Source organism: Methanococcus vannielii SB, assembly GCF_000017165.1.
GTDB classification, from domain to species: domain Archaea; phylum AGJL01; class Methanococci; order Methanococcales; family Methanococcaceae; genus Methanococcus; species Methanococcus vannielii.
Genome location: NC_009634.1, coordinates 1034657 through 1047947 on the forward strand (window position 1 = coordinate 1034657; position 13291 = coordinate 1047947).

General features: G+C 37.4%; 6 protein-coding genes and 3 rRNA genes. 5 read left to right on the plus strand and 4 right to left on the minus strand.

What is annotated here, in order from left to right; genetic code table 11:
• The first annotated feature begins 146 nt into the window (after window positions 1-146).
• The 3 genes from MEVAN_RS05225 to hisF all read left to right on the plus strand — a co-directional run bounded on the left by MEVAN_RS05225 (window position 147) and on the right by hisF (window position 3654).
• Complete coding sequence (locus MEVAN_RS05225; RefSeq protein ID WP_012065854.1) at window positions 147-1940, plus strand: hypothetical protein; 1794 nt, start codon at window positions 147-149, stop codon at window positions 1938-1940.
• A gap of 66 nt (window positions 1941-2006) precedes the next feature.
• Window positions 2007-2801: a MinD/ParA family ATP-binding protein gene (locus tag MEVAN_RS05230; protein ID WP_012065855.1), complete on the plus strand. Its 795-nt coding sequence runs from the start codon at window positions 2007-2009 to the stop codon at window positions 2799-2801.
• A 34-nt stretch (window positions 2802-2835) separates the two neighbouring features.
• Window positions 2836-3654, plus strand: coding sequence for an imidazole glycerol phosphate synthase subunit HisF (gene hisF, locus MEVAN_RS05235; RefSeq protein ID WP_012065856.1), 819 nt, complete (start codon window positions 2836-2838; stop codon window positions 3652-3654).
• Between the two features lie 72 nt (window positions 3655-3726).
• Here hisF and rrf read toward each other — a convergent pair.
• From rrf to MEVAN_RS05250, 3 genes are all read right to left on the minus strand, one after another.
• Window positions 3727-3841: ribosomal RNA gene (gene rrf, locus MEVAN_RS05240) — 5S ribosomal RNA — on the minus strand.
• A 57-nt stretch (window positions 3842-3898) separates the two neighbouring features.
• Window positions 3899-6867 (minus strand): 23S ribosomal RNA (locus MEVAN_RS05245).
• A gap of 149 nt (window positions 6868-7016) precedes the next feature.
• A 16S ribosomal RNA gene (locus MEVAN_RS05250) occupies window positions 7017-8483 on the minus strand.
• The 16S, 23S and 5S rRNA genes sit together here, the layout of an rRNA operon.
• Window positions 8484-8856: 373 nt before the next feature.
• Between MEVAN_RS05250 and MEVAN_RS05255 the strand changes: the two genes are divergently transcribed.
• A complete protein-coding gene (locus MEVAN_RS05255; protein ID WP_012065857.1) occupies window positions 8857-10311 on the plus strand; it encodes an AAA family ATPase in 1455 nt (484 codons plus the stop codon).
• Between the two features lie 48 nt (window positions 10312-10359).
• On the opposite strand, the gene MEVAN_RS05260 is transcribed toward MEVAN_RS05255, so the two are convergent.
• Complete coding sequence (locus MEVAN_RS05260) at window positions 10360-10995, minus strand: DUF4013 domain-containing protein (protein ID WP_012065858.1); 636 nt, start codon at window positions 10993-10995, stop codon at window positions 10360-10362.
• A gap of 240 nt (window positions 10996-11235) precedes the next feature.
• On the opposite strand from MEVAN_RS05260, the gene MEVAN_RS05265 reads away from it, so the two are divergent.
• On the plus strand, window positions 11236-13254 hold the full coding sequence (locus MEVAN_RS05265) for an ATP-binding protein (RefSeq protein ID WP_012065859.1): 2019 nt from the start codon (window positions 11236-11238) through the stop codon (window positions 13252-13254).
• Window positions 13255-13291 lie beyond the last annotated feature (37 nt).

The window sequence follows — 13291 nt, forward strand, 5'->3', positions numbered from 1 at the left end:
GGAATCGTTATTTTAGATAAAATAAGTATTCCGTTTTTAAAATAAGTTTTGTGTAATTAGTTATGTAGGTTTGAAAAGCGTGAAATATATTAATAACTGTAAACATATTAAGTACGATATTAATTTAATTATAATGCGGTGAGTTAATGAAGCTAAAAATTTTTGGCTTGGTATTAATATCATTCATGTTATTAGGTTCAGTAAGTGCAATTCCCTATAAATGGGCATCTACTACCCCTATTGCTTATGTTGATATTTCAAATATTCAAGATATAGAGACATTAGATTATTATTTAAATTCAGACAGTTTTGTAGTAATATACGCTGGAAAAAACTTTAAAATGGATAAAAAAAATAAAGAGTTTATTAATTATATCGGGCTTGTTGAATTAAACTCTATTTCAAGTAAAATACCGGATTTTAGCAGTATGCCTTTTTTAACACAAGGAAGTACCATATACCCTAAAAATTACGTTTACCGTGATAAAAACGGTGTTTATATCTTTGTAAGTTCAGATGTTGAAGCTAAAAATGAAGTAGGTATTTTTACATCAAATATCCCTTCTAAAATTTACAATGATGGATTTTACGAAATAAAACCAAAAAAGTTATTTATTCCTTATGATATTGACCTTGAAAATAAAGAAATACTTGATTTTATTGGAAATTACGTTTCTAAACATGGCGAAACCTTCGCATATATAAATAAGGTTCCTTCAGGGTACGACAATATAGTAATAAGTGCGGTTGCTGTTCAAAATTTAATTCCTGAAAAATCTGGAAGTTATGCAGTTTCCGTTTCCGGGCGAAAGATTAATGTTGAACTTAGAAATGAGCAGACTTTAAATGAAAAAATAAGAAGAATAAAAACAGTTTCTGAATTATTAGGAATTCAAACCACATATATCACAACAGGTTCCGAAAATATTCACGTTATAATGGATACAAAGATAAGTGATGCTGAAAAGGAAGAACTTTTAAACGATTATTGGTTTAAAAAAAGATATGGTGAATTTTATACCCATATTAAATACAGTGAAAAAGAAAATTTGTATAAAAATAATTACGATGTACTTGCAATGAGTTATTACCCTATTATGTACATTAATAAAGCGCCAAACACATTAAATAATGACCCCTACGGAGGATACTATCCAAAAACCGTGTCTTATTCCGGAACTGAAAGTACAGGTTACTGGAATGAAGGCCCAAAATCTGAAAATTACTATTACCGTTATGATGGAGAAGAATATTGGAATGAAAAAGAAACTGTTTCAAGAAATTACTGGTCTGTCAATGGTGAATTTGCAAGTTTAAGTCAAGAAGCGGAATTCAATAATAGATATGAATATTTTTCAAATTGGTATGTAAAAAATTATGCTTATGCAATGGCAGAAGGTACTGATGGAATTTTATTATTTTCAAGTGATAAAACACTTTTAGATTTAGTATTTAGTAGGGAAAATAAAGATATTTCTTGGAGCTTAAATCTCAAAGGTGTAGATTACGTAGTTGTTCCTGACCATATGGGTTATGATAAAATAAATGGAGTTTCAGTTATAAAAGTACCTGGATTAAATAACAATGATATAAATGGAGTCCATTTTATTAATGAGATATATATTAAACCAGAAAATGAAAATTATGGGGTATATGTTGCAGATATTATTGAATTTGATACCAATAAACTATATACTCTAAATGATGAAAATATATGGGTTTGTTCATTTAAGGAATATGCAAAATGGGCTGAAGAGTACAGAACTTCATCTATACTTATTAAAAACGATACAATATATGTTAAAGCAGACGATTACGCTAAAATAACAGTATTTAAAAATAATATAGTCCCTGTAAAAAATACAATTACCGAAAGTTATAATTCATCTGGAAAGCTTGTTATAGCAAATGCACCTGAAATAATCCAATTAAATAGCTAAAAGAAAGTTAGAATTATAAAAATTGAATTTTTAAATTTAGTTTTTTAAAATTTAGGAAGTGGTATAATGAGACTTGGATTTTATAACGTTCAAGGTGGAACTGGAAAAACTACAATTGCAGCAAATATTGGCCACTATTTAAGTGATAAAGCAAAAACGGTATATGTTGACTGTGATATATATGCAGGATGCGGTGCACTACTTTTTGGATTTGAAAATACGCCCCATACATTAAATTCTTATCTTTCAGGAAACAGTGCAATTTCAGATATTATCCATCAATATGATGACCTTTCAGTTATTGTTACAGATTCTACACCAGATTCATTTAACACAGAAATAAGTCAGAAAAGAATACTTGAATTGATTCGTATGTTAAACGATACTTACGACATTGTTTTACTCGATCTTCCTCCAAATATTACTGAAGGGAATTTATTATTTTCTTCATTGAATCTTGAGGAAAAAGTAGTAAACAAGATGATTGTAGTTGCAGAAGACAGTATTCCGGGAATTGCAAATACGTTAAAAACAAAGGAACTACTTTTTGCTATTGATATTGATTGTATTGGCGTAATCGTAAATAAATTCCGTAATATAGTAGATTTTGAAGAGGTGCTTGACGATACTATTGCAGTACTCCCATATGACTTAAAAGTTGAAAACCAGTGGATGGAAAACATTCCTGCAATTCAAAAAAAGTCCAAATTTAGTAAAGAATTAAGTTATCTAGCAGAAGACCTAGCGGAAGTATATATTAAAAAAGATCTTGCAGCAGTAAGGGCATTAAAGGTTGCAAAAGAATTAAAAGACATGACTTCAAGAGCTGCTAACTTAAAAAAAGCTGATGATGACATTTAATATAAGTAATTATCAATATATTTTGGTGAAAGATATGCTTACTAAAAGAATCATTCCTTGTTTAGATATTAAAGAAGGGCGGGTTGTAAAAGGAACTAACTTTTTAGAATTAAGAGATGCAGGAGACCCTGTTGAACTTTCAAAAATTTATAATGAACAAGGTGCAGATGAACTCGTTTTTTTAGATATTACTGCATCCTTTGAAAAAAGGGATATTATTATTGATGTTGTTAAAAGAACTGCTGAACAGGTTTTTATTCCATTAACAGTTGGTGGTGGAATAAAGACTGTTGAGGACTTTAGAAGAATTTTAAGGGCGGGTGCTGATAAAATTTCTATAAATACATCTGCAGTAAAAAATCCAGAATTAATAAAAGAAGCTTCTGAAATTTTTGGAACACAATGTGTTGTAGTTGCAATTGATGTAAAAAGAAATTATATAAATGATTCTAATGATAAAAATTTAAGTGGAAAGTATATTTTTGAATCAAAAAACGGCAAATTCTGGTTTGAAGTTTATATTTACGGAGGAAGGGAAGGAACGGGTATCGATGCAATAAATTGGGCTAAAAAAGTTGAAAATTTGGGTGCAGGGGAAATTCTTTTAACTAGTATGGATGCAGATGGTACTAAAGATGGATACGACATAACTTTAACAAAAGCAATTTCTGAAAGTGTAAAACTTCCAGTTATTGCAAGTGGTGGATGCGGTAGTTCTGCCCATGTTGTTGAAGTATTTAAAAATGGAAATGCGGATGCTGCATTGATGGCGAGTATTCTACACTATAGAGAAACCGATGTCCAAAAAATTAAAAAAGAAGTTCAAAAAAATAACATTCCAGTAAGAATTTAATTTTCTATTTTTTAATAAAAAGTAAAATCTATCAATCAATATATACAAATATATATAGTTAAATTAAAAAGTGACTAACGGCGTCACTTTGTTCCCACTAGATAGCAGTACTTAAAGAATCGCTGGAGGGCTTAATTTCCGAGATCGGGATGGGATCGGATGTTACACCTCCGCTTTGACCGTTATGTCAAAGTGTTAAATTAAAAGTGCACTTTAGCTTTCATATCTTTAAGTGTCCAGATGCCTAAATTATCTCTCGAACTGTTAGTACTAGCGGGCTGAACATCTCGGAAGAACCTTGATGCGTACACCCCTAGCCTATCAAACCCGTCTTCTACGGGAGTTCTCGTTCCCGAAGGAAACGGCTGTCTATTTTCAGGATGAATTTCGAGCTTAGATGCTTTCAGCTCTTATCTCTTGGCGCGTGGCTGCTCGGCAGTGCCTTGTCAGACAACCGATCGACTAGAGGCGCCGACGGCCCGTTCCTCTCGTACTAGAGCCACCTTTCCCTCAGACAGCCTACACATCCAGCAGATAGCAACCAACCTGTCTCACGACGGTCTAAACCCAGCTCATGATCCCCTTTAATGGGCGAACAGCCCCACCCTTGGGTCCTGCTGCAGACCCAGGATGGGAAAAACCGACATCGAGGTAGCAAGCCGCGGGGTCGATATGGGCTCTTGCCCGCGACAACTCTGTTATCCCCGGGGTAGCTTTTTTGTCATCCCTGGCCCCCATCAGTGAGGCACAGGGGTTCGTTAGGCCCGGCTTTCGCCTCTTCGTTGCGTTTTGTTGGCAACAAAGTCAGGCTGGCTTTTGCCCTTACACTCAACAGCGGAGTCCTGACCCGCTTGAGCCAACCTTTGGGCCCTCCTGATGCATTTTTAGGAGGGTACCGCCCCAGCCAAACTGCCCACCTACCGGTGTCCCCTAAAAGGGTGAGGAACATGGTCATGAGAGGGTGGTGTCCCAGGATCGCCTCCACCTTTCCTGGCGAAAAGGTTTCGATGGCTCCCACCTACACTGTACACTCACAACCATGCCCCAACGACAGGCTGCAGTAAAGCTCCACGGGGTCTTCGCTTCCCACTGGAAGTCTCCGGCCTTTGCGCCGGAATGGTAGGTTCACCGGATTCTAGTCGGGGACAGTGGAGGTCTCGTTACGCCATTCATGCAGGTCGGAACTTGCCCGACAAGGAATTTCGCTACCTTAAGAGGGTTATAGTTACCCCCGCCGTTTACTGGCGCTTCGCCCGGTTGGAACCGGGGTTCACGTACCAGCACTGGGCAGGCGTCGGCCTTAGTACACACCTTTTCAGGCTCGCTAAGACCTATGTTTGTATTAAACAGTCGGACCTCCCTGGTCACTGCGACCAGCGATCCCATATTTAAACAAGATCACTGGCACTCCTTCTCCCGAAGTTACGGAGCCAATTTGCCGACTTCCCTCGACTAGATTCATCCGCTACGCCTTAGGATACTCACCTAGGGGCACCAGTGTCGGTTCTGGGTACGGACATCTAGAATCCTTGCTAGTTCCCTTTTCACGGGCTCCAGAGATCGGCCGAACTCTCCTAACGGAGAGCTCATCACTCTTTCATCCGGTTCTCGTTATTACAACTCTCCCCGGACTTATAAGCTTGAAAGTCCAGACAAGAACACTCAGCCTACCCAGAAGCGTTGGAAACTAACCTTGTGTTGCCACGCGTATCTAGATGGCACAGGAATATTAACCTGTTTCCCTTTCCTCTCAAAGGAGTTACCTCGAGAGTTAGGACCGGCTTACCCACAGCTGACAAACATTGCTGTGGAACCCTTGCCCCTTCGGCGGTGGGGATTCTCACCCCACTTATGCTGTTACTACTACCGGGATCTTCATTTCTACGAGGTCCACTCGACTTCACAGCCGAACTTCTGCCCTCGCAGAACGCCCCCCTACGGGATCACCTTGCGGTGCCCTTGGGTCTCGGCAGCCGATTTAGCCCCGTCCATTTTCGGGGCCCTTGATCTCGACAGGTGAGCTGTTACGCACTCTTTAAAGGGTGGCTGCTTCTAAGCCAACCTCCCTGCTGTCTTAGACCAAGGACGCCCTTCGTGTTCACACTTAATCGGCATTTAGGGGCCTTAACCCAAGTCTCGGCTATTCCCGTCTCGGACATACAGCTTACCCGTATGCCCTCACTCAGAGCCTACGGCGACGACAGGTTCGGAGTTTGACAAAACAGCGAGGAATTTCTTCCCCTAACCATCTTATCAGTGCTCTACCCTGCCGACTACCTGAACTCTGGCTGACCTGAGAGTCACTTCGAGGGGAACCAGCTATCTCCGGGCTCGATTGGCCTTTCACCCCTAGACCGAGGTCAGAAGAGTGCTTCGAACGGCAACAACTCTGCAGGCCTCCATCCCTCAGTTGAGGGACTTCACCTTGCCCCGGCCTAGATCGCCCGGTTTCGGGTCGTATTGCTGTGACTCCGGGCCCTTAAGACCCCGTCCCTAAAGATTCTGCGGACTTGTTGGTTTCCCTACGCCTTCGATCGTGAAGATCTTAAGCTCGCCACAACAATACACTCCCCGGCCCGTTTTTCGAAACGGAGGACGCAACCCTGGCTCTGTTCTTCGTACAGCCGCCTTGCGACGGTTTCCTTCAGAACAGTTGCCTTTGGGGCCACGCCATTCCATACCTACCTGGTTTCAGGCTCTTTTCACACCCTGTTAAGGGTGCTTTTCAGCTTTCCCTCGCGGTACTAGTACGCTATCGGTCTTGAAACGTATTTAGAGTTGGAAGTTGATGCCTCCCAAATTCCCGCGCGATATCCAACGCACGGTACTCAGGGACACTTCAAACCTGAATCGATTGCGCTTACGGGACTTTCACCCTCTATAGTGTGACGTTCCAGTCAACTTCAGCTTTTCTCAACAGGCGAAAAGAAGGCCCTATAACACCACATCTCCCCGAAGGGATTCAGTTTGCCCTGATCCGTGTTCAATCGCCTCTACTAACGGAATCTCAGTTGATTTCTTTTCCTGCGGGTACTAAGATGCTTCAATCCCCCGCGTTACCAATCCTTACGGATTACAAAAGTAGGAAGTCCCATTCGGAAATCCTAGGTTCAAAGGCTGTATGCGCCTCGCCTAGGCTTATCGCAGCTTACCACGTCCTTCATCGGCGTTTCAAGCCAAGCCATTCCCCAGGTAGGGTAATAGATAAAATTAGACATCTGGATAACACCAGATATGAAAGCTTGTGCACGACCATCATTAATATCCGGCCCCTAGATCGTAATCTAAAAATTACGAGCTGGGCAAAAAAATTAAGCCCACAATCATTTAGTGCCTAGTAGCGACCAAAATGTTCTTTTTTTAGGAGGTGATCCAGCCGCAGGTTCCCCTACGGCTACCTTGTTACGACTTCACCCCCCTCGCTGAGCCCAGGTTCGACCCTAGCCAAAGGCCAAGGCCTCACCTGAACCCAACTCGGGTGGTGTGACGGGCGGTGTGTGCAAGGAGCAGGGACACATTCACCGCAGTATTATGAACTGCGATTACTACGGATTCCAGCTTCACGTGGGCGAGTTACAGCCCACGATCCGAACTACGACTAGGTTTCGGAGATTCGCGTCCCTTTTCAGGGTAGCAGCCCATTGTCCTAGCCATTGTAGCCCGCGTGTAGCCCAGGAGATTCGGGGCATGCGGACCTATCGTTGCCCGCTCCTTCCTCTAGCTTAGCGCTAGCGGTCCCCTATGAGTGCTTACCTTCCGGAGAAAGTAGTCGCAACATAGGGCACGGGTCTCGCTCGTTACCTGACTTAACAGGACGCCTCGCGGTACGAGCTGACGATGGCCATGCACCACCTCTCAGCGCTTCAGGCAAGGTCGTCAACCTGGCCGTCATCATGCTGTCGCTCCTGGTGAGATGCCCGGCGTTGAATCCAATTAAACCGCAGGCTCCACCCGTTGTGGTGCTCCCCCGCCAATTCCTTTAAGTTTCAGTCTTGCGACCGTACTCCCCAGGCGGCGAACTTAACGGCTTCCCTTCGGCACCACCTGGGCTCGAGGCCCAGGTGACACCTAGTTCGCAGAGTTTACGGCCAGGACTACCCGGGTATCTAATCCGGTTCGCGCCCCTGGCTTTCGTCCCTCACCGTCGGACCCGTTCCAGACAAGTGCCTTCGCCATAGGTGGTCCTCCAAGGATCAACACATTTCACCGCTACCCCTGGAGTACCCTTGTCCTCTCCCGGTCCCAAGTCCAGCAGTATCCCTGCCAGTCCTCTGGTTAAGCCAGAGAATTTAAACAGGGACTTACTGGACCGGCTACGGACGCTTTAGGCCCAATAAGAGTGGCTACCACTCGGGCCGTCGGTATTACCGCGGCTGCTGGCACCGAACTTGCCCAGCCCTTATTCCTCAAGCTGTTTACACTTGATAAAAGCCCATGCTGTGCATGAGCACTTGGGGTCCCCCCGTCGCACTTTCGTGCATTGCGGAGGTTTCGCGCCTGCTGCGCCCCGTAGGGCCTGGGGCCGTGTCTCAGTCCCCATCTCCGGGCTCCCTCTCTCAAGGCCCGTATCGATCGTAGGCTTGGTGGGCCATTACCCCACCAACTACCTAATCGAGCGCAGTCCTATCCTCGGGCGCATATGCTTTCAGAAAAGAATCGTTCCAGACTGCTTTTCTTATGGAGAATTATCCTCAGTTTCCCAAGGTTATGCTCCACCTGAGGTTAAGTTAACCACGTGTTAATGAGCCGTCCGCCATGGCCGAAACCATAGACTCGCATGGCTTAGTCGAACCCCAATAGCAGTAGCCTCCGGCGGGATCAACCGGAATTTTGTGGCGTAAAAGAATTTTACGCTCACACTCTCGTGGAGTACGTCATTTTTACATTAAAGGAAATGACATTTTATTTGGTCGCTATCTAGGTTTCACCTAGATTGTGGGCTTACATCACACCTGAGTGATTTAGTTCAGGCGATCACTTTGATTTGCATAATATGAAAACGTGTTGTAATATGTATTGTTTTTAGGTATGTAACAATAATTAAAACCTCAAAATAAATAAATACTCGAAAAATAGTATATAAAAAAATAATAAAAAAAAGTGTAAAAATCATATTTTTTATTTTAAAGTATTCAAAATATTCTTAAAATAATTATTTAAATAGCCAATTATAGTTCCTAAAAGTAATGAAAAGGCGATAAAATGGAGATAGGATTATTGGATATAAATGGAACACTCCCTTGTTTTGAAGGTTTTGGATCAATCCCTACAAAAATTATTAATGAAAAGAATATTTCTGAAATAAAAGATTTAGAAATAATTATAATTCCAGGCGGAAGTATTATAGAAAGTAAATCATTAGGTAATCAATTGAAAAAAGAAATTTTAAATTTTAACGAGTATATTATTGGAATTTGTAGTGGATTTCAAGTCCTTTCTGAAAAAATAGATATCGGGAGAAAAAGTCAAAATCCGATTATAAAGGAAGGTTTAGGATTATTAAATGTTAACTTTTCACCATTGGTATGTACGGATTTAGTTACATTTAAGTTAGAAAATGACTGTATTTTTGGAAAAACGAATGAAAATGGAAGCGGTTTTCACTGCCATACTTATGGAAACATTGAAATTACAAATAATAGTACCAAAAAATTAACATCTTCTAAAATTGAAAAATTAAACTATAAGATGGTTCAAAAACAGGACATATTGTCAGGTGTTTTTAAAAACAAAGTGTTTGGAACAATGATACATAATTTTTTAGATAATGAAACGGTTATTAACAATATTAAAAACAGTTTAAAAATAACTGATGAAGAAATGAATGAAATTTTTAAAAAAAACAAAGTTCTAAAGGAAAAATTAAAAAGTAATTCAAAAATATCAAAAAATTTTGAAAGTATTCAAAATAATTCAAAAAAAGGTTTGATTTTACTTGCAACGGGCTCTGAAAGTGGAAAAACATTTCTTTCAACAAGTATCGTTTCTAAAGTAAAAGGTAAAACTTTTGTTTCAAAAATAGGGCCAGATGTTCGTGATATTGTCCCTTCATTATATTTACTTCGAGAACCAATGTTAAAATATAGTAGCATTAAAATTTCAGACAGAGGATGGTGCCCACCTGAAGAATTTTTAAAATTTGTAAGAACTTCAGATTACGATAATTATATAATTGAAGGCGTTATGGGCGCATTTACCGGTGCATTGAATAAAAAAAACTATAGTGGTGCAGAAATTTCAAGTTTACTTGGCTTTCCAGTGTACATTGTTTCATCGTGTAGTAAAAGTGGTATTGAAGGTGCATTTGTTGAATCAATTGCATACTATTCCCTATTAAAAGATATGGGCGTTAATATTTCAGGCGTTATCCTAAATAAGGTATATAATATGGATTTATTTGAAAAAATTGAGAAAATTTCATCAACTTTAGGTATAAAAGTAATACCGGTTAGAAAATCAGTTTTAAATGCAGATAAAAGAGGGTTAATACCCGAAGTTGAAATTGACTATGAAGAATTTTCTAATGTAGTAATGGGCCTTGAATTTGATATAGATATTCCAGATCTAAATATTAATTGTGAAAATATTAAAAACCATGAAAATGAAAATTTTGAAGAGTATTTAAAAGCATGGGTTAAAAAAATTGAAGGAATTTAATGAGTTTAAAAGAATTTAATGGTTTTTTAAATAATTATTTTATTTTAACTATTTTAAATATATTTTACCCAATATATATGCAAAAACAAGTGAAAAGTAAAAATTCATTACCATTATTATAATTAAACCAATTATAGGAATTATTGCAATAAACCTAAGACCAATACTGAGTAAAATTAGTAAAAGATACATTAAAATATAGTCGGATACCTTAAGACTTATTTTATTTATGATTTCAAAAAAATGGAATGCCGAAAAAAATTCCCCGCTTGCAGTGTAATTTAAAATTGCCATTGGAACGATAAATCCAATAATTAACGTAGTAAATAATACTAAAAGAACAGTAAATAAAAATCCAAAAATTCCGCCCATAAATAATGATTCAATACCGCTAAAAATTGCATATATTGAAGAACCCCCTAGAAAAAATATTATCATGAATGGAATTAACATATATATAAAATATATTACCATAGTAAATAGTCCTTTTATAAATTTACGCCCTAAAAAATCCCAATTAGGTAATTCATCTTTGGAATTTAAAATATTTTCAAGTGTTTCTATTGCATACCCTAGTGAAATCAAATTTAAAACAGGAATTATTGATAAAATAGAACCAATTATCATTTTTTTGAATGCATTATCATCTGAAAGTGGAAAACGAAATGCCGGTTTAAAATCCATTACAACACCATCTTACTAAATCTAATCTGTTTAGAATATAATTAATATTAAAGATTAAAAAATAATTAAATTATTAAAAATTGTATTTTTATTTTTAAGTATATTCTTTTTTACCCTACAAATATACCTTACAGTTTTTAAAATATTTAAATATTGAATTTTCAAAGTAATTAAAATTTAAAAACCAATATATAATAAAGAAAGTATAGGTTAAAGATACCGATAATTTTTAGGGAAATAATGGAAGATAAAAGGATACAGAATATTCGACCAAAACTTACAGAATGTTTAAAAACATTGAATTTTCAAGATATTATCTCGGAAAAAAAGAAAATAGCTATAAATTTAGATAATATCTACCAGAATGGACTTATAGAATTTATGGAGTATTTAGAGGAAGATCCAATATCTGGTTTGGATTTACTTAAAGATTGTTATTGTGATGCATATTATGCAATGAAAAATGAAAAACCAGATATAGTAATTACTGTTAAAAACCTACCTGAAAAATTTAACAAATCAGAAAAAAATAAATTGATGACTATTGAAGACATTAAAAGCAGTACACTTGGTAAACTAATCGAATTTGAAGGAATTGTAGTTGTTGCAACAAAAATAAAATCTGCATTGAAAAAAGCATCATACATATGTACTTCCTGTGGTGAAAAAAAGAATACTGACATTGAAAACCCTTTTGAAATGTCTTTTGAGCCAGTATGTCCAAAATGTGCCCAAAATATGATGATTATTGAAGAAGAATCCAAATACATTGATTTTCAAGAAATAAAGGTTCAAGAGCCATTAGATATTATGGATGATCCTGAAGAACCGCCAAAGTATATTTCAGTATTTTTAGAACATAGTCCGGGCATATTCTGTGGGCGTGTTAAAGTTACAGGAATTCCAATAAAAAGTCAGAAAAACAAAAAAATTCCTATTTACGATATATATATCAAAGGAATTCATTGCGATGTAATTGAAGACAAAATAGAAGCTAATTTAACAGTTGAGGATATTAAAAAAATAGAAAAAGTTGGAAGAAGAGTAAATGTTGTAGATATACTTTCAGAAAGGTTGATTCCAGAAATTAAAGGTTATGAAGTTGTTAAAAAGGCAATTTTTTTACAACAGATTAAAGGAGTAAAAAAAGGAAATAAAAGAGCAGATAGTCATATATTATTAATTACTGACCCCGGTATTGGAAAATCAGTTATGCTTAGGAAAATTGCGGAAATTCCTGGAAATTTATATGGTTCTGTTACTACTGCATCAGGTGTTGGTTTAACTGCCGCGGTTGTCCGTGAAAAGACTGAAATAGGTGATGATACGTGGGTAATAAAACCAGGACTTTTAGTAAAAGCAAATAAAGGAACCGCATGTATTGATGAACTTACTGTAAATAAAGACCTTCAAAGTTTCGTTTTAGAGGCTATGGAGTCACAAACAATTCATATAAGTAAGGGGGGTATTAATGCAAAATTACCTTCAGAATGTGCAATTATTGCAGCATGTAATCCCCGATGGGGAAGATTTGACCCTAATGTATCTATTCCTGAACAAATAAACATTCCTGCACCCATGTTAAGTAGATTTGACTTGATATTTCCAATAAAAGATGAAGCAGACCGTTTAAAAGATAAAGATATTGCAAAACATATTATAAATGTACATAGGGCGTATTTAAATAAAGAAATATCTGAAAACATGAAATTAGACCACATTATTATAGATGACGTTTTAATAGATAGGGACTTTGTTATAAAATATATAACATATGCAAAGCAGAAATCACCGATAATTTCAAAAGAAGCTGAAGAACTACTTACAGAATTTTACTTAAATATGCGTAAAGGCTCAGTACAAATTACTGCAAGACAGTTGGAAGCTGCTATTCGTGTTGCAGAAGCCCATGCAAAAGCAAAATTAAAAGAGGTTGTCGAAGAAGAAGATGCTAGTGAAGCAATAAATATTATTACTGAATCATTGAAAGAAATTGCTTATGACCCGGAAACTGGACAATTTGATGTTGATAAAATTTCAGGTGTTTCTAGAAAAGATAGAAATATCATGATGAATGTATATGATATAATAAAGTCATTTGCGGAAAATTCTGAAACCGGCCTTGCATTGAAAGAGGATATATTAGAATCTGGAAAATCTAAAGGGGTTAGTGAAGAAAATATGCTTAGTTCGATAAAAAAATTAATTAAAAATGGGGACATTGACGAGCCTAAAACTGGAAAATACAGGATTATTTAATATATTTATAATGTATTTAAAAAGTAAAACCTATATA